Source organism: Paraburkholderia sp. BR10872 (assembly GCF_040965835.1).
GTDB lineage: Bacteria > Pseudomonadota > Gammaproteobacteria > Burkholderiales > Burkholderiaceae > Paraburkholderia > Paraburkholderia nodosa_A.
Genome location: NZ_JBFRCN010000033.1, coordinates 44,579 through 67,442, shown reverse-complemented (window position 1 = coordinate 67,442; position 22,864 = coordinate 44,579). Strand labels below are relative to the sequence as shown.

At 63.8% G+C, this 22,864-nt stretch carries 23 protein-coding genes and 1 tRNA gene; 5 read left to right on the top strand and 19 right to left on the bottom strand.

Features of this window, described 5'->3' with window-relative positions; genetic code table 11:
• Nucleotides 1–12: 12 nt before the first annotated feature.
• The 13 genes from nuoF to AB4Y43_RS24135 all read right to left on the bottom strand — a co-directional run bounded on the left by nuoF (nt 13) and on the right by AB4Y43_RS24135 (nt 11,948).
• The gene (gene nuoF, locus AB4Y43_RS24195) at nt 13–1,341 is read right to left on the bottom strand and encodes an NADH-quinone oxidoreductase subunit NuoF (RefSeq protein WP_133182095.1); all 1,329 of its coding nucleotides are present in this window, start codon (nt 1,339–1,341) and stop codon (nt 13–15) included.
• Nucleotides 1,338–1,823, bottom strand: a complete 486-nt coding sequence (nuoE, locus tag AB4Y43_RS24190) for an NADH-quinone oxidoreductase subunit NuoE (RefSeq protein ID WP_069265279.1) — start codon at nt 1,821–1,823, stop codon at nt 1,338–1,340. The genes nuoF and nuoE overlap by 4 nt, the downstream gene beginning before the upstream one ends.
• Before the next feature lie 129 nt (nt 1,824–1,952).
• A complete protein-coding gene (locus AB4Y43_RS24185; protein WP_133182092.1) occupies nt 1,953–3,206 on the bottom strand; it encodes an NADH-quinone oxidoreductase subunit D in 1,254 nt (417 codons plus the stop codon).
• A gap of 9 nt (nt 3,207–3,215) precedes the next feature.
• Nucleotides 3,216–3,821 (bottom strand): NADH-quinone oxidoreductase subunit C, encoded by a 606-nt coding sequence (locus tag AB4Y43_RS24180; RefSeq protein ID WP_069265281.1) that lies wholly within the window; start codon nt 3,819–3,821, stop codon nt 3,216–3,218.
• A 22-nt stretch (nt 3,822–3,843) separates the two neighbouring features.
• Entirely contained in the window at nt 3,844–4,323 is a 480-nt protein-coding gene (locus AB4Y43_RS24175) for an NADH-quinone oxidoreductase subunit B family protein (RefSeq protein ID WP_027819582.1), read from the bottom strand.
• A 72-nt stretch (nt 4,324–4,395) separates the two neighbouring features.
• Nucleotides 4,396–4,755: an NADH-quinone oxidoreductase subunit A gene (locus AB4Y43_RS24170; RefSeq protein ID WP_028205678.1), complete on the bottom strand. Its 360-nt coding sequence runs from the start codon at nt 4,753–4,755 to the stop codon at nt 4,396–4,398.
• 164 nt (nt 4,756–4,919) lie between these two features.
• Nucleotides 4,920–5,004 (bottom strand) — tRNA-Leu (locus AB4Y43_RS24165).
• 110 nt (nt 5,005–5,114) lie between these two features.
• Nucleotides 5,115–5,519 (bottom strand): preprotein translocase subunit SecG, encoded by a 405-nt coding sequence (gene secG, locus AB4Y43_RS24160; RefSeq protein WP_069265282.1) that lies wholly within the window; start codon nt 5,517–5,519, stop codon nt 5,115–5,117.
• A 101-nt stretch (nt 5,520–5,620) separates the two neighbouring features.
• On the bottom strand, nt 5,621–6,403 hold the full coding sequence (gene tpiA / locus AB4Y43_RS24155; RefSeq protein WP_069265283.1) for a triose-phosphate isomerase: 783 nt from the start codon (nt 6,401–6,403) through the stop codon (nt 5,621–5,623).
• A gap of 154 nt (nt 6,404–6,557) precedes the next feature.
• On the bottom strand, nt 6,558–7,574 hold the full coding sequence (locus AB4Y43_RS24150) for an NAD(P)H-quinone oxidoreductase (RefSeq protein WP_342947958.1): 1,017 nt from the start codon (nt 7,572–7,574) through the stop codon (nt 6,558–6,560).
• Nucleotides 7,575–7,719: 145 nt separating this feature from the next.
• A complete protein-coding gene (gene pnp / locus AB4Y43_RS24145; RefSeq protein WP_069265284.1) occupies nt 7,720–9,867 on the bottom strand; it encodes a polyribonucleotide nucleotidyltransferase in 2,148 nt (715 codons plus the stop codon).
• A gap of 364 nt (nt 9,868–10,231) precedes the next feature.
• On the bottom strand, nt 10,232–10,501 hold the full coding sequence (rpsO, locus tag AB4Y43_RS24140) for a 30S ribosomal protein S15 (RefSeq protein ID WP_042271770.1): 270 nt from the start codon (nt 10,499–10,501) through the stop codon (nt 10,232–10,234).
• Between the two features lie 154 nt (nt 10,502–10,655).
• Nucleotides 10,656–11,948 (bottom strand): branched-chain amino acid ABC transporter substrate-binding protein, encoded by a 1,293-nt coding sequence (locus AB4Y43_RS24135; protein WP_368728952.1) that lies wholly within the window; start codon nt 11,946–11,948, stop codon nt 10,656–10,658.
• 195 nt (nt 11,949–12,143) lie between these two features.
• Between AB4Y43_RS24135 and AB4Y43_RS24130 the strand changes: the two genes are divergently transcribed.
• Nucleotides 12,144–12,695, top strand: coding sequence for a hypothetical protein (locus AB4Y43_RS24130; protein ID WP_368728951.1), 552 nt, complete (start codon nt 12,144–12,146; stop codon nt 12,693–12,695).
• 111 nt (nt 12,696–12,806) lie between these two features.
• On the opposite strand, the gene AB4Y43_RS24125 is transcribed toward AB4Y43_RS24130, so the two are convergent.
• The 6 genes from AB4Y43_RS24125 to AB4Y43_RS24100 form a co-directional block, all read right to left on the bottom strand.
• Nucleotides 12,807–14,360, bottom strand: coding sequence for a 2-isopropylmalate synthase (locus AB4Y43_RS24125; protein WP_069265287.1), 1,554 nt, complete (start codon nt 14,358–14,360; stop codon nt 12,807–12,809).
• A 324-nt stretch (nt 14,361–14,684) separates the two neighbouring features.
• Nucleotides 14,685–15,560: a CDP-diacylglycerol--serine O-phosphatidyltransferase gene (pssA, locus tag AB4Y43_RS24120; protein ID WP_028205687.1), complete on the bottom strand. Its 876-nt coding sequence runs from the start codon at nt 15,558–15,560 to the stop codon at nt 14,685–14,687.
• 12 nt (nt 15,561–15,572) lie between these two features.
• Nucleotides 15,573–16,226 carry a phosphatidylserine decarboxylase gene (locus AB4Y43_RS24115; protein ID WP_028205688.1) on the bottom strand — a complete coding sequence of 218 codons (654 nt, stop codon included), beginning with the start codon at nt 16,224–16,226 and terminating at the stop codon, nt 15,573–15,575.
• 148 nt (nt 16,227–16,374) lie between these two features.
• Complete coding sequence (gene ilvC / locus AB4Y43_RS24110) at nt 16,375–17,391, bottom strand: ketol-acid reductoisomerase (RefSeq protein ID WP_028205689.1); 1,017 nt, start codon at nt 17,389–17,391, stop codon at nt 16,375–16,377.
• A 116-nt stretch (nt 17,392–17,507) separates the two neighbouring features.
• Complete coding sequence (gene ilvN, locus AB4Y43_RS24105) at nt 17,508–17,999, bottom strand: acetolactate synthase small subunit (RefSeq protein WP_027795483.1); 492 nt, start codon at nt 17,997–17,999, stop codon at nt 17,508–17,510.
• Between the two features lie 126 nt (nt 18,000–18,125).
• Entirely contained in the window at nt 18,126–19,901 is a 1,776-nt protein-coding gene (locus AB4Y43_RS24100) for an acetolactate synthase 3 catalytic subunit (RefSeq protein ID WP_069265490.1), read from the bottom strand.
• 397 nt (nt 19,902–20,298) lie between these two features.
• On the opposite strand from AB4Y43_RS24100, the gene AB4Y43_RS24095 reads away from it, so the two are divergent.
• The 4 genes from AB4Y43_RS24095 (at nt 20,299) to AB4Y43_RS24080 (ending at nt 22,826) form a co-directional block, all read left to right on the top strand.
• Complete coding sequence (locus tag AB4Y43_RS24095) at nt 20,299–20,862, top strand: RNA polymerase sigma factor (RefSeq protein ID WP_069265288.1); 564 nt, start codon at nt 20,299–20,301, stop codon at nt 20,860–20,862.
• Nucleotides 20,859–21,287, top strand: coding sequence for a DUF3619 family protein (locus AB4Y43_RS24090; RefSeq protein WP_069265289.1), 429 nt, complete (start codon nt 20,859–20,861; stop codon nt 21,285–21,287). The genes AB4Y43_RS24095 and AB4Y43_RS24090 overlap by 4 nt, the downstream gene beginning before the upstream one ends.
• Before the next feature lie 25 nt (nt 21,288–21,312).
• Nucleotides 21,313–22,140 (top strand): DUF3106 domain-containing protein, encoded by an 828-nt coding sequence (locus AB4Y43_RS24085; protein WP_368728950.1) that lies wholly within the window; start codon nt 21,313–21,315, stop codon nt 22,138–22,140.
• 164 nt (nt 22,141–22,304) lie between these two features.
• Nucleotides 22,305–22,826, top strand: a complete 522-nt coding sequence (locus tag AB4Y43_RS24080) for an RDD family protein (protein WP_342947994.1) — start codon at nt 22,305–22,307, stop codon at nt 22,824–22,826.
• The last annotated feature ends 38 nt before the right edge of the window (nt 22,827–22,864 follow it).

The window sequence follows — 22,864 nt, the reverse complement described above, 5'->3', positions numbered from 1 at the left end:
TCTCTTCGCCTGTCAGGCGGCCACCGTCTCCGAGGCCGCGTGCGAGCCGGCATGACCGCCGACCAGACAACGCTTGTTGTGCACGTGATATTCGAATTCGTCCCAGTAATGCTTGAGCATGCCGCGCACCGGCATGGCCGCCGCGTCGCCGAGCGCGCAGATCGTGCGGCCCATGATGTTGCCCGCCACCGAGTTCAGCAGATCCAGGTCTTCCTGGCGGCCTTCGCCGTGCTCGATACGGTTCACCACGCGATACAGCCAGCCCGTGCCTTCGCGGCACGGCGTGCACTGGCCGCACGACTCTTCGTAATAGAAGTACGAGAGGCGCAGCAGCGAGCGCACCATGCAGCGCGTTTCGTCCATGACGATGACGGCGCCCGAGCCGAGCATCGAGCCCTGCTTGGCGATGGAGTCATAGTCCATGTCCGTCTGCATCATCAGGTCGCCCGGAATGACCGGCGCCGACGAGCCGCCCGGAATCACGGCCTTCAGCTTCTTGCCGCCGCGCACGCCGCCGGCCAGTTCCATGAGCTTCGCGAACGGGGTGCCGAGCGGGATCTCGTAGTTGCCCGGACGCTCCACGTCGCCCGAGATCGAGAAGATCTTCGTGCCGCCGTTGTTCGGCTTGCCGAGTTCCATGTACGTCTGCGGACCGACGGTCAACAGGAACGGGACGGCTGCGAAGGTCTCGGTGTTGTTGATCGTGGTCGGCTTGCCGTACACGCCGAAGCTCGCCGGGAACGGCGGCTTGAAGCGCGGCTGGCCCTTCTTGCCTTCGAGCGACTCGAGCAGCGCGGTTTCCTCGCCGCAGATGTACGCGCCGTAGCCATGGTGCGCGTGCAGCTGGAACGAGAAGTCCGTGCCGAGAATGTTGTCGCCGAGGTAGCCCGCCTGGCGCGCTTCTTCCAGCGCAGCCTCGAAGCGGCGATACACCTCGAAAATCTCGCCATGGATGTAGTTGTAGCCGACGGTGATGCCCATCGCGTACGCGCCGATGGCCATGCCTTCGATCACGCTATGCGGATTCCAGCGCAGGATGTCGCGGTCCTTGAACGTGCCAGGCTCGCCCTCGTCCGAGTTGCAGACGAGATACTTCTGCCCCGGGAACTGACGCGGCATGAAGCTCCATTTCAGGCCGGTCGGGAAGCCCGCGCCGCCGCGGCCGCGCAGACCGCTCGCCTTCACGTCGGCGATCACCTGCTCGGGCGGAATCTTTTCTTCGAGAATACGGCGCAGCTGCTTGTAGCCGCCGCGCGCGACGTAGTCTTCGAGATGCCAGTTCTCGCCGTTGAGGCCCGCGAGAATCAGCGGTTTGATGTGACGGTCGTGCAACGAAGTCATTTCGAAAGCTCCTCGAGCAGCTGGTCGATCTTCTCGCGGCTCATGAAGCTGCACATGCGGTGATTGTTCACGAGCATCACCGGTGCATCGCCGCACGCGCCCATGCATTCACCTTCTTTCAAGGTGAACTTGCCGTCGGGCGTGGTTTCGCCGAAGTCGATTCCGAGCTTCTGCTTCAGGTATTCGGCGGCGCTCTCCGAGCCGCCTTCCGGGCCGAGCTGGCACGGCAGATTCGTGCAGAGCGTGATCTTGTGCTTGCCGACCGGCGTGGTCTCGAACATCGTGTAGAACGTGGCCACTTCCTGGACCGCGACAGGCGGCATGCCGATGTAGTCGGCCACGAACTGCATGATTTCGGGAGACAGCCAGCCATGCTCTTCCTGAGCAACGGCCAAAGCCGCCATCACGGCGGACTGTCGTTGATCGGCGGGGTACTTCGTCAACGCGCGATCGATTTCTTTCAGGCCTTCAGCTGAGATCATTTTCAGACACGACTCTTTCAATTCCTACCGAACGAAAACCTGCCGCGCGTTCTCATACATTCGCTGCGACAGACGTGGCGTTCCATGCTGCGTGCGCCCGGGACCGGGCGCACCTTACTGCGCGCCGCCCTAGCGGTCGATTTCACCGAACACGATGTCCTGCGTGCCGATGATCGTGACCGCGTCGGCAATCATGTGGCCGCGCGCCATTTCATCGAGCGCGGACAGGTGGGCATAGCCCGGCGCACGGATCTTCAGACGATACGGCTTGTTCGCGCCATCTGACACCAGGTAGATGCCGAATTCACCCTTCGGATGTTCGACGGCAGCGTACGCCTCGCCTTCGGGCACGTGGAAGCCTTCCGTGAAGAGCTTGAAGTGGTGAATCAGCTCTTCCATGTTCGACTTCATGTTCACGCGCGAGGGCGGCGCAACCTTGTGATTGTCGATCATCACGGGGCCGGGATTCTTGCGCAGCCACTCAATGCACTGTTTCGCAATGCGGGTGGACTGACGCATTTCCTCGACGCGCACGAGATAGCGGTCGTAGCAGTCGCCGTTCACGCCCACCGGAATGTCGAAGTCCATCTGGTCGTAGACTTCGTACGGCTGCTTCTTGCGCAGATCCCATTCGATGCCCGAACCGCGCAGCATCGCGCCCGTGAGACCAAGCTGCATGGCGCGCTCGGGGCTCACCACGCCGATGCCGACCAGACGCTGCTTCCAGATACGGTTGTCGGTGAGGAGCGTTTCGTACTCGTCGACGCAACCGGGGAAACGCGTGAAGAAGTCGTCGATGAAGTCCAGCACCGAGCCCTGGCGCGCCTCGTTCATGCGGGCGAGCGCCTTCTCGTTGTGGATCTTCGACGCCTTGTATTGCGGCATTGCGTCAGGCAGATCGCGATACACGCCGCCCGGACGGTAGTAAGCGGCGTGCATGCGCGCACCCGAGACCGCCTCGTAGACGTCCATCAGGTCTTCGCGCTCGCGGAACGCGTAGAGGAACACCGCCATCGCGCCGACGTCGAGCGCGTGCGAGCCGATCCACATGAGGTGGTTCAGCACGCGCGTGACTTCGTCGAACAGCACGCGGATGTACTTCGCGCGGATCGGCACTTCAATGCCGAGCAGCTTTTCGATGGCGAGCACATAGCCGTGCTCGTTGACCATCATCGACACGTAGTCGAGACGGTCCATGTACGGCACCGACTGAATGAACGTCTTGCTCTCGGCGAGTTTTTCGGTCGCGCGATGCAGCAGGCCGATGTGCGGATCGGCGCGCTGGATCACTTCGCCGTCGAGCTCGAGCACGAGGCGCAGCACACCGTGCGCTGCCGGGTGCTGCGGGCCGAAGTTGAGCGTGTAGTTCTTGATCTCTGACATGCGACCCTCTTAGTGTTTCTTCAGACCGCCGTAGCGATCTTCGCGGATCACACGCGGCGTGATCTCGCGCGGCTCGATCGTGACGGGCTGATAGACCACGCGCTTCTGCTCCGGGTCGTAACGCATTTCGACATAGCCCGAAACCGGGAAGTCCTTGCGGAACGGATGGCCGATGAAACCGTAGTCGGTCAGGATGCGGCGCAGGTCGGGGTGGCCTTCGAAGACGATGCCGAACAGGTCGAACGCCTCGCGCTCGTACCAGTTGGCCGAATTCCAGATCTCGACGAGCGAGGGCACGATAGGCACTTCGTCGTCCGGCGCGAACACGCGCAGGCGCACGCGCCAGTTGTTCGCGAGCGACAGCAGATGCGACACCGCGGCGAAGCGCGGGCCTTCCCAGGCGCCGTCGCCGAAGGTCTGGTAGTCGACGCCGCACAGGTCGACCAGTTGCTCGAAGCGCAGCGAGGGATTGTCGCGCAGCTCCTTGGCCACCGCGAGGGACTCGCCCGCCTTGACGACCAGCGTCAGCTCGCCGAGCGCCTCGGTGAGGCTGACGATGCGCGCGCCGAGGGCCGCTTCGAGGTTCGCTTTCAGGGTCTCGAGTTTGCTTGCCATATTGTGGGGAGGCTCGCGGCCTTTATTGACGGGCGATGGTGCTGGTGCGGCGAATCTTCGCCTGCAACTGGATCACCCCGTAGACCAGGGCTTCCGCTGTCGGCGGGCATCCCGGCACATAGACGTCGACCGGCACGATGCGATCACAGCCGCGCACGACCGAATACGAATAGTGGTAGTAGCCGCCGCCGTTGGCGCACGACCCCATCGAAATGACCCAGCGCGGCTCGGCCATCTGGTCGTAGACCTTGCGCAGCGCCGGCGCCATCTTGTTGCAGAGCGTGCCGGCGACGATCATGACGTCCGACTGACGCGGGCTCGGACGAAACACTACGCCGAAACGGTCAAGGTCATAACGGGCCGCGCCCGCGTGCATCATCTCGACCGCGCAACACGCCAGACCGAACGTCATCGGCCACAGCGAGCCAGTGCGCGTCCAGTTGATCAGCTTGTCAGCCGTAGTGGTGACAAACCCTTCCTTCAAGACCCCTTCGATACTCATGTGCTTTCCACTCCAGACGGACAGCCCACAGTTTCCCCGCAGTGCCGCCCATGCAATCCGGCGATTAACCCATTATTCCCAGTCGAGACCACCCTTCTTCCAGATGTAGGCAAAGCCCAGCAGGAATTCGAGCAGAAACAGCATCATCGACAGGAAGCCCGGCCAGCCGATGTCGCGCAGGGCCACACCCCACGGAAACAGGAACGCCGTTTCGAGGTCGAAGATGATGAAAAGGATGGCGACCAGGTAGTAGCGTACGTCGAACTTCATGCGGGCGTCTTCGAAGGCTTCGAAGCCGCACTCGTACGGCGAATTTTTTTCGCTGTCTGGCCGGTTGGGACCGAGGACCTTGCCGATTGTCACTAGCGCTATGCCCAGACCAACACCCACGAGGAGGAACAGAAGGACGGGGAAATAGGCAGCGAGGTTCAAGGCTATCCTCTATATCGGTTGGTTCTGAGGTTCCGCTGGAACTTGCATCGCTCCGCGGGAATCACTTCACGTACTTCGCGCTGCGAACAGAAGACGAACACGACGTAAGAAGCAAAAATGCCAGCCGAAGCTGAAGCAAGCGGCTGGCATTTTTTAGATAACATTGGTGCCGACGGCGAGACTCGAACTCGCACAGCTTTCGCCACTACCCCCTCAAGATAGCGTGTCTACCAATTTCACCACGTCGGCACTACATGCAATCCGGGACAACAAAATCTTGCAACCCGCGAATCGCTTCAAGACTTAGATTCTAACTTGTTTCCGTTCGTTGTTCAACGCACAAAACAGGTTTTTCGAACTTATTTCGGAACGTCGTTGCCGGGTTGCGAGGCTGCCGCAGCCGGCGAAGCCGCCGCCGGAGCGGATGCGCCAGGAGCAGGTGCAACCGGCGCCGAAGCAGCCGGCGCCGAGGCTACGACCGGGGCTGGAACCGAAGCGCCAAGCACGCCCGCCGAAGGCTTCGCATGATACGACCCCAGGTAAGTTAACGCAAGGGTGGAGCAGAAAAACACCGTTGCGAGAACTGCCGTAGTACGCGAAAGGAAGTTCGCGGAACCGCTCGCGCCGAACAGGCTGCCCGACGCGCCGCTGCCGAATGCGGCGCCCATGTCCGCGCCTTTGCCGTGCTGCAGCAAGACGAGGCCGATCACCCCGAGCGCCGACAGAAGCTGGACGACGATAATCAACGTTTTCAAATACAGCATCACACTCACCTGAGTCCTGGTTGAACGTCCACCCCTCCCGGAGCAGACGCATAAGCAGCCCGCACGACGCGTTTTAGTTCGAATGCTTCGTGCGCAAGCCTTTAGCTCGCGATGCTGGCGCCCGCCGCAGCGGCCACGCAGATCGCGAGGAAATCACCCTCTTTCAGCGACGCACCGCCGATCAGGCCGCCGTCGATGTCGGCCTGACGGAATAGCTCCGCCGCATTTTCCGGCTTCACGCTGCCGCCGTAGAGCAGCGGCACGTCCGCGACTTGCGCGCCCTTGGCCGCGAGGCGGGCACGCAGGAACGCATGCACCTGCTGAGCCTGCTCCGAGCTCGCGCTCTTGCCCGTGCCGATCGCCCAGACCGGCTCGTAAGCGACGACGATACGCGCGGCCTCTTCGACCGACAGCGCGGCCAGCACGGCGTCGATCTGTGCGCCGACCACGCGCTCGGTCGCGCCCGACTCGCGTTCTTCGAGCGTTTCACCCACGCAGACGATGGGCGTGAGGCCCGCCGCAAGCGCGCGCTGCGCCTTCACAGCGACGCATTCGGAACTTTCGCCGTGGTAAGCGCGGCGTTCCGAGTGACCAACGATCGCAAACGTGGCCTCGAAGTCGGCAACCATGCCTGCCGCGACTTCGCCCGTATAGGCGCCCTGCTCGTGCGCCGAAACGTCCTGTGCGCCCCACTGAACCCGGCTGCCGCCGAGCAGTGCCTGCGCCTGCGCGAGATACGCGAACGGCACGCACACACCCACGTGCACGTCCTGGGGCAGCGCCTGCGCGCCGCGCGCAACGCCTTCCAGCAGTGCCGCGTTGGCCGCGAGGCGGCCATGCATCTTCCAGTTACCGACTACGAGCTTCGATCGTTGTTTCGTCATTGTTCCGGTTGCGGTTAAAAGCGGACGCAAAACACATAATTTTACTGCGTGAAAACCAGACGGGTCAAACCGCCCCGCCCGGGATGCACAAAAAATACGCGAAAAAAAATCCCGAAAAATCAAGCAGGAGCGGATCGCTCCTGCCGACGCGCGCTCACGCCGCGCTACTCCAGTCGAGCATGATCTTGCCGATATGCTCGCTGCTTTCCATCAACGCATGGGCCTCAGCGGCCTGTGCGGCGGGAAATACGCGAAACACGACGGGTTTGATGCGCCCCTCTTCGATGAGGGGCCAGACCTTCGCCTTGAGCTCCTGAGCGATCCGGGCCTTGAACTCGACGGAGCGCGCACGCAGCGTCGAACCGGTCACCGTGAGCCGGCGGCGCAGGATCTCGCCCATGTTGAGTTCGGCCTTGGAGCCGCCGAGCGTCGCGATGAGCACGATGCGTCCGCCAGTCGCCAGCGCGGACAGCTCGCGCGCCACGTAGCCGCCGGCCACCATGTCGAGAATCACGTCCACGCCGCGGTCGTTCGTGAGCGCCTTCACGACCTCCACGAAATCGCTGCTGCGGTAGTTGATGGCGCGGTCGGCGCCGAGCGCTTCACAAGCGCGGCACTTGTCGTCCGAGCCCGCGGTGGCGAACACGCGAAAGCCGAGGGCATGCGCGATCTGGATCGCCGTAACGCCGATGCCGCTCGAGCCGCCCTGCACGAGCAGCGTCTCGTTCTCGCCGCCCTCGCCCTGGCCCAGGTAGGCGCGCTGGAATACGTTGCTCCAGACTGTGAAGAACGTTTCGGGCAGCGAAGCCGCCTCGACATCGGTGAGCCCCTGCGGCACCGGCAGGCATTGCCCGAGCGGCGCGACCGCATATTCGGCGTAACCGCCGCCCGCGATCAGCGCGCACACGCGATCACCGATCTTCAGGCCGAACGGATTGGTCTTCTCGTCGATCGAGCCATCGACGATCTCGCCCGCCACCTCGAGTCCCGGCAGATCGGAAATGCCCGGCGGCGGCGCATACGAGCCCTTGCGCTGGAACACGTCGGGACGGTTCACGCCCGAGGCGCTCACCTTGATCAGCACTTCGCCGGCCTTCGGCTCGGGAGTTGGCCGTTCCGCCAGCTTGAGCACGTCCGGCGCACCGAATTCCGTAATCTCGACTGCCTTCATCTCGCGTCTCCTCAGCGCTTCGCGCCCCGTCTGGATGGCGCTGCGCACGCGACAGGATTGACGCATGCGCACTGCCATTCACCCTCATTGTCATAAAAAACGGCCGGCGCGTTTTGCACGCTGCCGGCCGTTGGAGCTTACCGCTTTACTGCTGCGGCTCGCCTTGCGGTGCGCCGCCATTCGCTTGCTCGTTGAGCAGCGCCTTGGCGGACAGGCGCACGCGGCCCTTCTCGTCCGTCTGGATGACCTTGACCTTCACGACCTGGCCTTCCTTCAGATAGTCGTTGATGTCCTTGATACGCTCGTTGGCGATCTCGGAGATATGCAGCAGACCATCCTTGCCGGGCAGCAGGTTCACGATCGCGCCAAAGTCCAGCAGCTTGAGGACCGCGCCTTCGTACACCTGGCCCACTTCGATTTCGGCCGTGATGTTTTCGATGCGCTTCTTCGCTTCGGCCATGCCTTCGCTCGACGTCGAAGCGATGGTCACGACGCCGTCGTCGGAGATATCGATGGTCGTGCCCGTTTCTTCCGTCAGCGCGCGGATCACCGAACCGCCCTTGCCGATCACGTCGCGGATCTTTTCCGGGTTGATCTTGATCGTGATCATGCGCGGAGCGTACGCCGACAGTTCGGTGTTCACACCCGACACGGCCGAGGTCATCTTGCCGAGGATGTGCATGCGGCCTTCCTTCGCCTGCGCGAGGGCGACCTGCATGATTTCCTTGGTGATGCCCTGGATCTTGATGTCCATTTGCAGCGCGGTCACGCCAGCTTCCGTTCCCGCCACCTTGAAGTCCATGTCGCCGAGGTGATCTTCGTCGCCGAGGATGTCGGTCAGCACGGCGAACTTGTTGCCTTCGAGGATCAGGCCCATCGCGATGCCGGCGACGTGCGCCTTCATCGGCACGCCGGCGTCCATCAGCGCGAGGCAGCCGCCGCACACCGAAGCCATCGACGACGAACCGTTCGACTCGGTGATTTCCGAAACGACGCGGATCGAGTAGCCGAACTCTTCGGCGCTCGGCAGGCACGCGACCAGCGCGCGCTTGGCGAGACGGCCGTGGCCGATTTCACGGCGCTTGGGCGAGCCGACACGGCCCGTCTCGCCGGTCGCGAACGGGGGCATGTTGTAGTGGAGCATGAAGCGGTCGCGGTACTCGCCTTCGAGCGCGTCGATGATCTGCTCGTCGCCCTTGGTGCCGAGCGTCGCGACGACCAGCGCCTGCGTTTCGCCGCGCGTGAAGAGCGCCGAACCGTGGGTGCGCGGCAGCACGCCCGTGCGGATTTCGATCGGGCGCACCGTGCGCGTGTCGCGGCCGTCGATACGCGGCTCGCCGTTCAGGATCTGCGAGCGGACGATCTTCGCTTCGAGGTCGAACACGATGTTGCCGACCGTGGCCTTGTCGGCCGCCGTCGTGCCGGCCGCAGCCGCTTCTTCTTCGAGCTTGGCCGACGTCGCTGCGTAGACTTCCTTCAGCTTGGCCGAACGCTGCTGCTTGTCGCGCAGTTGGTACGCGGCGAGCAGGTTGTCGTTGGCGATGGCCGTGACGCGTGCGATGAGCGCTTCGTCCTTCGGCGCCGGCGTCCAGTCCCACTCGGGCTTGCCGCCGTCGCGCACCAGTTCGTGGATCGCGTCGATGGCCGTTTGCATCTGCTCGTGGCCGAACACGACCGCGCCGAGCATCACGTCTTCCGGCAGCTGGTCGGCTTCCGATTCCACCATCAGCACGGCGCGCTCGGTACCGGCCACGACGAGGTCGAGGCGCGATTCCTTGATCTGGGCGCGCGTCGGGTTGAGCACGTACTCGTTGTTGATGTAGGCCACGCGTGCTGCGCCCACCGGGCCGTTGAACGGCAGACCCGAGATCGCCAGTGCAGCCGACGCGCCGATCAGCGCGGGGATGTCAGCCGGGACTTCCGGGTTGATCGACAGGACGTGGATCACGACCTGGACTTCGTTGTAATAGCCTTCCGGGAAAAGCGGGCGCAGCGGACGGTCGATCAGGCGCGAGATCAGCGTTTCGCCTTCCGACGGACGGCCTTCGCGGCGGAAGAAGCCGCCCGGGATCTTGCCGGCCGAATAGGTCTTTTCGATGTAGTCGACGGTGAGCGGGAAGAAGTCCTGACCCGGCTTGGCGGTCTTCGCGCCGACGACGGTCGCGAGCACGACGGTGTCTTCGACGTCGACGATGACGGCGCCGCTTGCCTGACGGGCGATCTCACCCGTTTCGAGGCGCACGTTGTGCTGGCCCCATTTGAACTCTTTCACGACTTTATTGAACATGGTCATGGTCACTCACTCCTTACTCATTTGTTATGCGCCGCCCGCACACGCGGACGATGCGGCAAGACAGGCTCCGACACCGCGCAGGAAGAGGAGTGTTATGCCATTCCAGCGGATCGCGAGGTTGCAAAACGGTTGCAATGCGGCTGTGACGCATCGCCGCGTACGATCTGCTGGAATGACACAAAGCTCTGCCCCGAGGCCCGGCCCTGCTGCTTGTACTGCTGGTGCTACGTGGTGTTGCCTTGTGTTACGGACCGGTGTTTATCGCATCAAAACAGCTTGAAAAGCCGCATGAAGCGCACCGTTCAAAAACAAAATGCCTGCATCAGTGGAACTGACACAGGCATCTTTGCGGAAGACCTTCCGATTACTTACGCAGACCCAGCTTCTCGATCAGCGCGCGGTAACGGTCAGCGTCCTTGCCCTTCAGGTAGTCGAGCAGCTTGCGGCGGCGGCTCACCATGCGCAGCAGACCGCGGCGGCTGTGGTGATCCTTCGCGTGCGACTTGAAGTGCGAGGTCAGTTCGTTGATACGCGACGTCAGGAGCGCAACCTGGACTTCGGGCGAACCCGTGTCATTGGTGCCGCGCGCGAATTGCGCGACGACGTCGGACTTCTTGATATCTGCTACGGACATTTTGCTTTTCCTTTAAAACAAACGAGCGGTCACGGAAGAAAGGCCGTGCCGTGGCTTGGTTCTGACTGCGTGATTGTCTTGCCGCAGGTTCGCGACAAGGGGCGTATTGTAGCACAGCCCCGATTTGCCGCGAAACCGCTTGTAAGGCACGCTGTCAAGGCCGCTTCATCTGGCAGACCGTGGCGGGCACAGTGCGCGCCGCGGCCAGCGTCTGCACCGTGCGAAAGCCAAAGCCGGAACCCTCGTTGTCGTTGCGCACGCCGGCCGTACCCTGCTCGTCCATCTCCATGACGTAAAGGGGCTGAATCACCTGGTGGTCGTCGGCGCGCATCCACATGGGGTGAAAGCCATTGTCGAAGCGCATGCCTTCCAGCGCCTTCGCGACCGTAGCGGGGTCGGCCGTGCCTGCCTTCGTCATGGCCTGCGCGAGCATCTCCACCATCATCGACATGCGCAGCACCGGGTAGTCGTCCTTCGCGGCCGGATAGCGCGCGCGGAACGCCTTGTACCACGCGTCGGAGGCGGCGCCGTTCACGTTCGGATGCCAGTCGGCTACCGCGATCACGCGCTTCACGCCCGCGTCGCCCAGCGCCGCCGGCGCGCCCAGGCTATTGCCGTAGAACGTGTAGAACTTCGCGTCGAGGCCCTGCTCGCGCGCGGCCTTCACGAGCAGCGTGAGGTCATTGCCCCAGTTTCCGGTGATGACGGCGTCGGCGCCCGCTGCGCGAATCTTGGCGATGTAAGGCGCAAAGTCCTTCACGCGGCCAATGGGGTGAAACTCGTCGCCGACGACGGCGATGTCCGGACGGTCCTTCGCGAGCGCCGCGCGCGCGAGCGTGCTGACGTCGTGACCGAAGCTGTAGTCCTGGTTGAGCAGATAGACCTTCTTCACCGACTTGTCCGCGGCGATTACGTCCGCGAGCGCGTCCATGCGCATGCCCGCGTGCGCGTCGAAGCGGAAATGCCAGAAGCTGCAATTCGCGTTGGTGAGCGCGGGGTCGTCGGCGGAATAGTTGAGGAAGAGCTCGCGGTTCTCCGGATCGCGCGTAGCCTGGCGATCGACCGCCGACTCGAGCGCCGCCGCCACCGCCGAGCTGTTGCCCTGCATGACGTAGCCGATGTGGCGGTCCTGCGCCATGCGCAACTGCACGAGCGCCGCCTCGGGGCTGCCCTTGCTGTCGAGCGTCACCAGTTCGAGCGGATGCGCCCCGTCACGCAGCACGACGCCGCCGCGCGCATTGACGCGCTCCACGCCGAAGCGCAGATTGCGCTCGACGGCCGCGCCCGCGTCCGCGAAGGGGCCGGACATGCCCTCGATGAGCGCGAGCTGGATCGGCTTGCCGGTCGGCGCCTCATCCGCCTGTGCGCCGGCTGCGGCCCCAAGGCCTGCCGCCAGCGCCGTCACGCCGACCATGATCGCGGCCGCACGCGTCATGCGTGCCGTCATGCGCTTTACTCTCATTGTTTGATGCCAGCCCGATTGTCATTCGAAGCGCGGATCATAGGCCGCAAGGCGGGGCGACGGCAAGGCCGCGATCCACCGCCTGCCCGGACGGGGCCGCCCCGCGAGCGTCTCGCGCCGTGTCAAAATAAGGGTTCCACATTCACGGCGGTCATTGAAACCTTGCCATCGGGGGACATCATGTTCACGCGCCTCTCAACCTCGCTCGCAACACCCGTGCGCCTCGCCTCGCGCCGCTTGCGTCTCGGGCTCCTCGCGGGCGTGGGCGCACTCGCGCTCACCGGCTGCGCCCAGCCGTGGCAACAATTCCATGCAGGCGACGACGCGCAGTCCGTGATCGCCCGCTTCGGCCCGCCGGCTGAAACCTACGACCTGCCCGACGGCGGCAAGCGCCTGATGTGGCCGACCCAGCCGATGGGCGAAGTCACCACGGCCGCCGACATCGACGCCAGCGGCCGCGTCGTGAACGTGCGCCAGGTGCTGCAGCCCAACGAGTTCTATCGCGCGGAAATCGGCAAATGGACGCGCAGCGACGTGCTCGTGAACTTCGGCCGCCCGGTCGAAACCTCCTACTTCCCGCTGATGAAGAAGGAAGCGTGGACCTACCGCTACCTCGAAGACAACGTCTGGTACATGCTCTACAGCTTCTACTTCGACGACCAGGGCATTCTGCGGCTCACGCAGAAGACACCCGATCCGCTGCACGATCCGGATCGCCGCAGCCTGTTCTGATTGCTTTGGCCGCAGCGGCCCCGGCGCCGCAAAAAACAAAACCCGCGCGCTCTTGCGAGCCGGGGGGTTTTCATCGGCTGTGCGATGCGAGGCAAGATGCCTCGCAACCGCTCACACCGCTTCGGAGCGCTGCGGATTGACCTTGTCGCCCGAGTAGAGCTTGTTGAGCGCCGAGATATATGCCTTCGCCGAAGCGGCGACGATATCCGGATCGGTGCCCACGCCATTGACGATGCGGCCGGCCTTCGAGAGACGCACCGTCACTTCGCCCTGCGCCTGGGTGCCCGTCGTGATCGCGTTCACCGAGTACAGCAAAAGCTCCGAGCCGCTGCCCACTTCGGTTTCGATCGCGTTGAGCGTGGCGTCCACCGGGCCGTTGCCCGCGGCTTCGCCGGTCACTTCCTTACCGTCGGCCGAGAACACGACGCGTGCGTGCGGACGCTCACCCGTTTCCGAGTGCTGCGCGAGCGAGATGAACTTGAAGTGCTCCTGGTCCTGCGCCTGGGCCGACTCTTCCGTGACGATCGCGATGATGTCTTCGTCGAAGATTTCGGCCTTGCGGTCCGCCAGTTCCTTGAAGCGTGCGAACGCGTTGTTCAGTTCGCCTTCGCTGTCGAGCTGGATGCCCAGTTCCTGCAGACGCTGCTTGAATGCGTTTCGGCCCGAGAGCTTGCCGAGCACGATCTTGTTCGCGCTCCAGCCCACGTCTTCCGCGCGCATGATCTCGTAGGTGTCGCGCGCCTTTAGCACGCCGTCCTGGTGGATGCCCGAGGCGTGCGCGAAGGCGTTGGCGCCAACCACGGCCTTGTTCGGCTGCACGACGAAACCGGTGATCTGCGAAACGAGCTTCGAAGCCGGCACGATCTGCGTGGTGTCGATGCCGAGATCGAGACCGAAGTAGTCCTTGCGGGTCTTCACGGCCATCACGATTTCTTCGAGCGAGGTGTTGCCCGCGCGCTCGCCGAGACCGTTGATCGTGCACTCCACCTGGCGCGCGCCGCCGATCTGCACGCCGGCCAGCGAATTCGCCACGGCCATGCCGAGGTCGTTGTGACAGTGCACCGAGAACACGGCCTTGTCCGAGTTCGGAATGCGCTCGCGCAGCGTCTTCACGAGGTTGCCGTACAGCTCGGGAACGCCGTAGCCGACCGTATCGGCGATATTGATCGTGGTCGCGCCTTCGTTGATCACGGCTTCGAGCACGCGGCACAGAAAGTCCATGTCCGAGCGGCTGCCGTCTTCGGGCGAGAACTCCACGTCGTTCGTGAACTTGCGCGCGAAGCGCACCGCGAGCTTCGCCTGCTCGAGCACCTGCTCGGGCGACATGCGCAGCTTCTTCTCCATGTGCAGCGCCGAGGTGGCGATGAACGTGTGGATACGGAAGTGGTCGGCGGGCTTGAGCGCGTCGGCGGCGCGCTGGATGTCCTTGTCGTTCGCGCGGGCGAGCGAACAGATCGTGCTGTCTTTCACCATGCCGGCGATCGTGTGGATCGCGTCGAAGTCGCCGTTCGAGCTGGCCGCGAAGCCGGCTTCGATGATGTCGACCTTCATGCGCTCGAGTTGCTTCGCGATGCGGATTTTCTCTTCCTTCGTCATCGACGCACCGGGCGACTGCTCGCCGTCACGCAACGTCGTATCGAAGATGATGAGCTTGTCTGCTGCCATTTCGGGTCTCCAGGGGGACTTGTTCAATGTCTAAAACGGATTTTGGGTGTTCGCGCCACCGATGGCGACGCTGACAATGAACGAGGCTTACGGAGGGCGAGCGAGATCAGCGCGGCAGGCGCGCTAGCGCTAGCGTGCTTAGTAGCGCGCCGGCTTGAAGAGAGGAGAGGGGGAACTGGATGGTGTCCATGCCGCCGACTATAGCCGGAATCCGCCGATAGCGCAATTGGAAGAGACCAGCCCGGGCAACCGCGTGGGCGCGCGCAAAAAGAAAAAGGGCCGCGCTCGCGCGCAGCCCCTTTGCAGCCCTCCCGCACCCGCGCCCTACCGCTCGCGCGGCGACGAACGCGCCGGGTTCGAGCGTCCGCGCACGGCCTGGTACGCCCAGAACACGTAGCCCGAGAGGCCGTAGAGCACGAACAGGCCGAACAGCATCAGCGGCGGATCGGACGACACCAGCACGAACGCCACCACCACGAGCAGCGTGGCCGCGAACGGCACGCGATGGCGCACGTCGAGCGCCTTGCCGCTGTAGAACGGCGCGTTGGACACCATCGTCACGCCGGCGTAAATCGTCAGGACGAACGCCACCCACGGCAGCCACGAGAGCTTCACGGGCACGCGGTTGTCGGTAGCGAGCCAGACGAAGCCGGCGATGAGCGCGGCCGCAGCCGGGCTCGGCAGGCCCTGGAAGAAGCGCTTGTCCACCACGCCGATGTTCGTGTTGAAGCGCGCAAGACGCAGCGCCGCGCCCGAACAGTAGACGAATGCCGCCAGCCACCCCCAGCGCCCGAGATCCTTGAGCACCCACTCGTACATCACGAGCGCGGGCGCCACGCCGAACGACACCATGTCCGAAAGGCTGTCGAACTGCTCGCCGAACGCGCTTTGCGAGTGCGTCATGCGGGCCACGCGCCCGTCCATGCCGTCGAGCACCATCGCCACGAAAATGGCGATGGCCGCCACCTCGAAGCGCACGTTCATGGCCTGCACGACCGCGAAGAAGCCGCAGAAGAGCGCCGCCGTGGTGAACGCGTTGGGCAGCAGGTAGATGCCGCGCTTCTTCAGGAACTCCTGGCGCGCCGCGCGCCGGTTCGCGGCGACGCCCATGGGCTCCTGCACGGCCTTGTTGCGCCGGAACGGCCGCGGCAGCGGCCCGCCGGCGGGGTTACGGGGTCGACGCTGTTTGAATCCGGCCATCGCAGCCCTCCTTTATGCCGATTGGGTCGGCAGTTCGGCGAGGATCGTCGACGAGGCGGACACCTTCTCGCCAATCGACACGCGCGGGCGGCTGCCCACGGGCAGGTAGACGTCGACGCGCGAGCCGAAGCGGATGAAGCCATAGCGCTGGCCGCGCGACAGCGGTTCACCGGCACGCACGTAGCAGAGAATGCGGCGCGCGATGAGGCCCGCGATCTGCACCGAGGTGACGGTCGTGCCGTCTGCCATCGTCAGCACCACGGCATTGCGCTCGTTCTCGGTCGAAGCCTTGTCGATGGCGGCGTTCAGGTACGCGCCCGGAAAGTACTCGACCTTGGCGACGGCGCCGTCCACGGGCGAACGTTGCGAGTGGACGTTGAAGACGTTCATGAACACGCTGATCTTGAGCGCTTCACGGTTTGCATACGGGTCGTGCGCGGTTTCCACAGCGACGATGCGGCCGTCCGCCGGGCACAGCACGGCGTTGGCCTGGCTCGGGATCGGGCGCGGCGGATCGCGGAAAAACTGGACGACGAAGATCAGGATCAGCCAGAAGGGCCATGCGAGTCCGAAGCCTGCGACCGCATGGATCAAGAGCGCCACGACGGCCGCAATGGCGATGAACGGCCAGCCTTCGCGCGCGATGATCGGATGAGGGTAATTCATGGTGGCTTCGCTGTTATTTTGAAAACCGTAGGATAGCAAAAGCCGCCCAGGGTTCATCCCACCTGGGCGGCTTTTTCGGGTCTGACTCAGGTCAAACTGATGAGTGTCGGCAAAAAACCGTACACGCAGTCAGATTAATACCGTCAGATTAGTTCTTCGACTGGTCGACCAGCTTGTTCGCGGCGATCCACGGCATCATCGCGCGCAGCTTTGCACCGACCACTTCGATCTGGTGCTCGGCGCCGAGGCGGCGGCGCGATTGCAGCGTCGGTGCGCCGGCCTTGTTTTCCAGGATGAAGCTCTTGGCGTATTCGCCGGTCTGGATGTCCTTCAGGACTTCCTTCATGACCTTCTTCGTCTCGGCCGTGATGACGCGCGGGCCCGTCACGTACTCGCCGTACTCGGCGTTGTTCGAAATCGAGTAGTTCATGTTGGCGATGCCGCCTTCATAGATCAGGTCGACGATCAGCTTCAGTTCGTGCAGGCACTCGAAGTAGGCCATTTCCGGCGCGTAGCCCGCTTCGACCAGCGTTTCGAAGCCAGCCTTGATCAGGTCGACCGTACCGCCGCACAGCACGGCTTGTTCGCCGAACAGGTCGGTTTCGGTTTCTTCGCGGAAGTTCGTTTCGATGATGCCGGCACGGCCGCCGCCGTTCGCTGCCGCGTACGACAGAGCGATGTCACGCGCTGCGCCCGACTTGTCCTGGTGGACAGCGATCAGGTGGGGCACGCCGCCGCCTTGCGAGTACGTGCCGCGAACCGTGTGGCCCGGCGCCTTCGGGGCGATCATGATGACGTCCAGATCCGCGCGCGGGATCACCTGGCCGTAGTGCACGTTGAAGCCGTGGGCGAACGCAAGCGCTGCGCCGTTCTTGATGTTCGCGTGGACTTCCTTCGCGTAGACATCGGCGATCTGCTCGTCGGGCAGGAGCATCATGACGACGTCGGCGTTCTTCACCGCTTCGGCCACTTCCTTGACCTGCAGGCCGGCGTTCTCAGCCTTGCTCCACGATGCGCCGTTCTTGCGCAGACCGACCGTGACGTTCACGCCGCTGTCCTTCAGGTTCAGCGCGTGTGCGTGGCCTTGCGAGCCGTAACCGATGATCGTGACCTGCTTGCCCTTGATGAGGGAGAGATCGGCGTCCTTGTCGTAGAAAACTTTCATGTTGGTTCCTTGGCGAGAGTCTGGTGAATATCGGTACTGCTATTAGCTTTTGCTGCACCGGATGCGATTAAGGACGCATCCGGTCAGGTTCCGGTGCAAGATCGACTGTGGTCGGGTCACACCTTCAGAATGCGCTCTCCGCGCCCAATGCCCGAGCCGCCCGTACGGACGGTCTCGAGAATCGCGGTCGCATCGATCGCTTCGATGAACGCGTCGAGCTTGTCGCTCGCGCCCGTCAGTTCGATCGTGTAGGTCTTTTCGGTGACGTCGATGATACGGCCGCGGAAAATATCCGCCATCCGCTTCATCTCCTCACGTTCCTTGCCGACCGCCCTTACCTTGATCAGCATCAGCTCGCGCTCGATGTGGGCGCCCTCGGTAAGGTCGACCACTTTCACCACCTCGATCAGGCGGTTCAGATGCTTCGTGATCTGTTCGATCACGTCGTCCGAGCCAATGGAAACGATGGTCATGCGCGACAGCGAACGGTCTTCGGTCGGCGCCACCGTCAAGGTTTCGATGTTGTAGCCGCGTGCCGAGAAGAGGCCGACCACGCGCGAGAGCGCGCCCGGCTCGTTTTCCAGCAGAACGGAAATAATGTGTCTCATGATGTGATCCGCGATTTATCCAGTTTCGCATTTGGCAGATGCGGCTGCCGCCCTTCCCCGCGAACCCGCGCGCCCCTTGTGTGGACGCGCGCCGCGCGAGGTCGAAACGGCGCCGTGCAAATACCGTTACAGGTCTTCCGAGCCGAGCAGCATCTCGGTGATGCCCTTGCCGGCCTGTACCATCGGCCAGACGTTTTCGGAAGGGTCGGTCTGGAAATCGAGGAACACCGTGCGGTCCTTCAAACGCAGCGCTTCCTTGAGCGCCGGCTCGACGTCCGCGGTCTTTTCGATCCGCATGCCGACGTGGCCGTACGCTTCGGCGAGCTTCACGAAGTCAGGCAGCGCATCCATATAGGAATGCGAATAGCGCTTGCTGTATTCGATCTGCTGCCACTGGCGGACCATGCCGAGGTAGCGGTTGTTCAGCGAAATGATCTTCACGGGCGTGTCGTACTGCTTGCAGGTCGACAGCTCCTGAATACACATCTGGATCGAGCCTTCGCCCGTGATGCACAGCACGTCGTCGTCGGGGTGCGCCATCTTCACGCCCATCGCCGCCGGCAGGCCGAAGCCCATGGTGCCGAGGCCGCCGGAGTTGATCCAGCGGCGCGGCTGGTTGAAGCGGTAGAACTGTGCGGCCCACATCTGGTGCTGGCCCACGTCCGAGCACACGAACGCGTTGCCGCCCGTGAGCTCCCACGCCTTCTCCACCACGTACTGCGGCTTGATGATCTCGCTCGAACGGTCGAACTTCAGGCAGTTCTTCTCGCGCCAGCCTTCGATGTCCTTCCACCAGTCGGCGAGCGCGGCCGTATCCGGGCCGTGATCGGCGTGCTGAAGCTGCTCGATGAGCTCCTTGAGCACTTCCTTCACGTCGCCGACGATGGGGATATCGACCTTCACGCGCTTCGAGATGGACGACGGATCGATGTCGATGTGGATGATCTTGCGCGGACGCGAGGCAAAGTGCGCCGGGTCGCCGATCACACGGTCGTCGAAGCGCGCACCGATCGCGATCAGCACGTCGCAGTGCTGCATCGCCATGTTGGCTTCGTAGGTGCCGTGCATGCCGAGCATGCCGAGGAACTTGCGGTCGCTCGCGCGGTAGCCGCCCAGACCCATCAGCGTGTTCGTGACCGGGTAGCCGAGCAAATCGGCGAACTGGTTCAGTTCGCGCGACGCATCCGCGAGGATAATGCCGCCGCCGGTATAAATGTACGGACGCTTTGCCGAGAGCAGCAGCGACACCGCCTTGCGGATCTGCCCCGAGTGGCCCTTGGTGACGGGGTTGTACGAACGCAGCGTGACGTTTTTGATCGGTTCATACGTGCACGGCGTCTTCGACACATCCTTCGGAATGTCGATCAGCACAGGGCCGGGACGGCCGGTGCGCGCAATGTAGAAAGCTTTTTTGACGGTGGCGGCGAGATCGCGCACGTCCTTCACGAGGAAGTTGTGCTTCACGCAGGGACGCGTGATGCCGACCGTGTCGCACTCCTGGAAGGCGTCTTGACCAATCGCGGCGGTAGGCACCTGGCCGCTGATGATCACCATCGGGATCGAGTCCATGTAGGCCGTCGCGATGCCCGTCACCGCATTGGTGACGCCAGGCCCCGAGGTCACGAGACACACGCCGACGTTGCCGGTCGAACGCGCATAGGCGTCGGCCGCGTGCACGGCTGCCTGTTCGTGGCGCACGAGAACGTGCTGAATCTTGTCCTGCTTGTACAGCTCGTCGTAAATGTAGAGTACCGAGCCGCCGGGATAGCCCCAGATGAATTCGACCTGCTCGTCTGCGAGCGCCTTCATCAGCACGGTTCCGCCGATGGACGTATGCGCTTGAGGGTCAGATTCTTGCGAAGGGGGGACCGACGTGGAGAATTCCGCGCTGGGCATGTTCATCATTGACCTTTCGAATTTTCGGCAAAAAATTGATCGGGTGCTCTCTGCCGGGCTTGTGGCTCGGGTTCAAGCGGCGCGTCCAGTTGACAGATGAGCTTCTTGGGCCACATCCGAATTGAGACTAGTCACTTATGTTGCGAACCGTCGAAGATAGCGGCTCGGTGCCTTTCGGTCAAGCAATTATTGAGAAGCCGGGCACGAACGTTGCGACAGCGCGCACGCCTCGCGGCGCCGGCCAAGGGCCGACAGGACAGGCATCACGGCCGGCGCATCCATGATGCGAAGCATTCTCATGGCCTTCCGCTAGCCTGTTGGCGCGAAAATTTGCTACGATCCGCGAGTTTTACGACATTTTTCGAACGATTACGCGTACGCTGGCGGCGGCGCCCTGCAACGGATGGCATCAGACAAGGAACTCGCCGACTTTCTGGCGGGCGTCGAAAGACGCGCGTTCAAGCAGACGGTCTACGCCGTAAGGGACGACGACGCCTCGCTCGACATCGTGCAGGACGCGATGATCAAGCTCGCGGAAAAATACGGAGACCGCCCGGCCGCAGAACTCCCCCTGCTCTTTCAGCGTATTTTGCAAAATACGATGCACGACTATTTTCGTCGGCAGAAAGTACGCAATACGTGGGTGAGCCTGTTTTCGTCGCTCGGCAACGCCGACGACGAGGAATTCGACCCCCTCGAGACCTTCGAGGCCGAGCAGGGTACGGCTGGCGCCGAGAGCAGCGAGCAGCAGATCGAGCGCGCGCAGGTGCTCCAGATGATCGACGACGAAATCCAGAAATTACCGGCACGTCAACGGGAGGCGTTTCTGATGCGTTACTGGGAGGATATGGATGTCGCCGAGACTGCCGCCGCAATGGGCTGCTCCGAAGGCAGCGTGAAAACGCACTGCTCGCGGGCAACCCACACGCTGGCTCAAGCGCTCAAGGCCAAAGGAATCACCCTATGAGCTCCGCCCTCGAAAATAAAGAACTGGCGTTCGTGCGGGAAATGCGTCGTGCGCTCGACGAGAGCGCCGCCAACCTGCCCGCTGCCACCACCGCCCGACTCGCCGCCGCACGCAAGACCGCACTCGCCCAGAAAAAGGCCGAGGTCGTGCTCGTACGCGCCCCGGCGCTCGCCGCGGCGGGCGTCGGCGGTCTGTCCGGCGCGCCCATGCCCCGGCCCGCGCGGCGCCGTTCCGCGCTCGCGCGCTTCGCGCTCGCCTGGCCGCTCGCGGCACTCGTGGCGGGCCTCTTTGCCATCGCGTACTTCGAAGATCAGCAACGCACCGCTGAACTCGCCGATATCGACGCGGCCATGCTGAGCGACGACCTGCCGCTCACGGCCTACCTCGATCACGGGTTCAACGCGTATCTGACGCGCGCGCACTAAGGACTCTGAGCGGGAGACTGACGGGGTGAGTTACAAGCGCGGCCTGGCCGTTGTCATTGGATGTCTGGTCGCGGCAGTGGTGTCGTATGTGGCGACCTACCCGCGCTTTCATCCCGAGCCCACCGGCGAAAACACCGCTGGCGCGCCCGCGCAGGCGAAAGCGCCTCCGGTCGATAATTCGATCACGACCACCTTTGCGCCGCTGCCCGGCCAGTCCAATCCGCTCGCGTGGGCGCATCTGAGCGATGCGCAGCACACGGCGCTCGCGCCGTTCGCCGTCGAATGGGACCGCTTCAGCGACGAGCGCAAGCGCAAATGGCTAAAGATCGCCGCCCGTTACCCGAAAATGTCGCCCGACGCCCAGAAGCGCTTGCATGAGCGCATGGCGGAATGGGTCGGCATGACGCCTGAGCAACGGCGTGTTGCGCGCGAAAACTACCAGGTTTCCAAGGAACTGCCGGCGCAGGCGCGCCAGCGCGCCTGGAAGGCTTACCAGCAACTCCCTGAAGAGCAGAAAGAACGCCTTGCCGCGAGCGAGCACAAGCGCCGGCCCACCGTCGTGAGCGCCCCGCCCAGCGGCAACAAGAGCGAGATCCGCGATATCCAGCGCCTCGTCAACGAGCGTGATCACCGCGGCCTGCCGCACGCGCCCGCAGGCGTCACCGGGGCATCGGGCTCGGCTGGCGCGAGCAGCACGGGTTCGGGTCTCGCGCCCACAGCGCCCGGCGCGCCGGGCGAGCCGGCGGTGGCTTCGTCGTCTGCGTCGGGCATTCCCGCCGCCGGGAGCTTCGTCCCCGCCACGCCCATCCCTGTCTCGCCCGCCGAAGCACCCGCGGCGTTCAAGGGCTCCTGAAGCCTCAACCCGGTGCTCGCGGCGCCCTCGCGCGCACCCTTCGCACCCTCGTTAACCCCGCCGCAGCGTTGCGGTCGTTTCGCCGCGCGCGTTTTCGAGGTTATGCTTTGGACGTCCCGTCCCGAACTGACGCCATCGTGTCCGAAAGCGCCCAAGCCGCCGCCCTGCCGCCCGCCGCCGTCTTCCCGGCTGAACCTGCGCCCGTTTCGATTCGTCGCCGCCTCGCCGCGTTCGTCTACGAAAGCGTGCTGCTGTTCGGCGTCGTCTTCGCCGCGGGACTCGCGTTCAGCCTCGTCCTGCAGCAGCGCAATGGCTACACGCATCACAACGCGATGGCAGTCTGGATCATCTTCGTGGCCGGCACGTACTTCGTCGGCTTCTGGCACAAGGGCGGGCAGACGCTGCCGATGAAGACCTGGCGCCTGCGTGTGGTCGGCCCGGACGGCAAGCCGCCCGCGCTCGCGCGAGCGACGCTGCGCTATCTCGCCGCCTGGCTCTGGTTCCTGCCGCCCCTCGTGCTGCATCCGCTGCTCGATCTTTCGATTCCGCACACGCTTGCGCTCGTTGCCTGCTGGTTCGTGATCTGGGCCGCGAGCGCCCGCTTCTCCCACGACCGCCAGTTCCTTCACGACCGCATTGCGGGCACGCGCATTGTCGCAATCGCGCCACAAGGCGCGAAGGCGTAGCCGGCGCACGACATCCCCTATCGCGCCGGAAAAGCGGC

Coding starts and splice junctions, on each gene's coding strand:
- nuoF (WP_133182095.1), bottom strand. CDS start 1,341: ATGACTTCGTTGCACGACCGTCACATCAAACCGCTGATTCTCGCGGGC.
- nuoE (WP_069265279.1), bottom strand. CDS start 1,823: ATGATCTCAGCTGAAGGCCTGAAAGAAATCGATCGCGCGTTGACGAAG.
- AB4Y43_RS24185 (WP_133182092.1), bottom strand. CDS start 3,206: ATGTCAGAGATCAAGAACTACACGCTCAACTTCGGCCCGCAGCACCCG.
- AB4Y43_RS24180 (WP_069265281.1), bottom strand. CDS start 3,821: ATGGCAAGCAAACTCGAGACCCTGAAAGCGAACCTCGAAGCGGCCCTC.
- AB4Y43_RS24175 (WP_027819582.1), bottom strand. CDS start 4,323: ATGAGTATCGAAGGGGTCTTGAAGGAAGGGTTTGTCACCACTACGGCT.
- secG (WP_069265282.1), bottom strand. CDS start 5,519: ATGCTGTATTTGAAAACGTTGATTATCGTCGTCCAGCTTCTGTCGGCG.
- tpiA (WP_069265283.1), bottom strand. CDS start 6,403: ATGACGAAACAACGATCGAAGCTCGTAGTCGGTAACTGGAAGATGCAT.
- AB4Y43_RS24150 (WP_342947958.1), bottom strand. CDS start 7,574: ATGAAGGCAGTCGAGATTACGGAATTCGGTGCGCCGGACGTGCTCAAG.
- pnp (WP_069265284.1), bottom strand. CDS start 9,867: ATGACCATGTTCAATAAAGTCGTGAAAGAGTTCAAATGGGGCCAGCAC.
- rpsO (WP_042271770.1), bottom strand. CDS start 10,501: ATGTCCGTAGCAGATATCAAGAAGTCCGACGTCGTCGCGCAATTCGCG.
- AB4Y43_RS24135 (WP_368728952.1), bottom strand. CDS start 11,948: ATGACGGCACGCATGACGCGTGCGGCCGCGATCATGGTCGGCGTGACG.
- AB4Y43_RS24130 (WP_368728951.1), top strand. CDS start 12,144: ATGTTCACGCGCCTCTCAACCTCGCTCGCAACACCCGTGCGCCTCGCC.
- AB4Y43_RS24125 (WP_069265287.1), bottom strand. CDS start 14,360: ATGGCAGCAGACAAGCTCATCATCTTCGATACGACGTTGCGTGACGGC.
- pssA (WP_028205687.1), bottom strand. CDS start 15,560: ATGGCCGGATTCAAACAGCGTCGACCCCGTAACCCCGCCGGCGGGCCG.
- AB4Y43_RS24115 (WP_028205688.1), bottom strand. CDS start 16,226: ATGAATTACCCTCATCCGATCATCGCGCGCGAAGGCTGGCCGTTCATC.
- ilvC (WP_028205689.1), bottom strand. CDS start 17,391: ATGAAAGTTTTCTACGACAAGGACGCCGATCTCTCCCTCATCAAGGGC.
- ilvN (WP_027795483.1), bottom strand. CDS start 17,999: ATGAGACACATTATTTCCGTTCTGCTGGAAAACGAGCCGGGCGCGCTC.
- AB4Y43_RS24100 (WP_069265490.1), bottom strand. CDS start 19,901: ATGAACATGCCCAGCGCGGAATTCTCCACGTCGGTCCCCCCTTCGCAA.
- AB4Y43_RS24095 (WP_069265288.1), top strand. CDS start 20,299: ATGGCATCAGACAAGGAACTCGCCGACTTTCTGGCGGGCGTCGAAAGA.
- AB4Y43_RS24090 (WP_069265289.1), top strand. CDS start 20,859: ATGAGCTCCGCCCTCGAAAATAAAGAACTGGCGTTCGTGCGGGAAATG.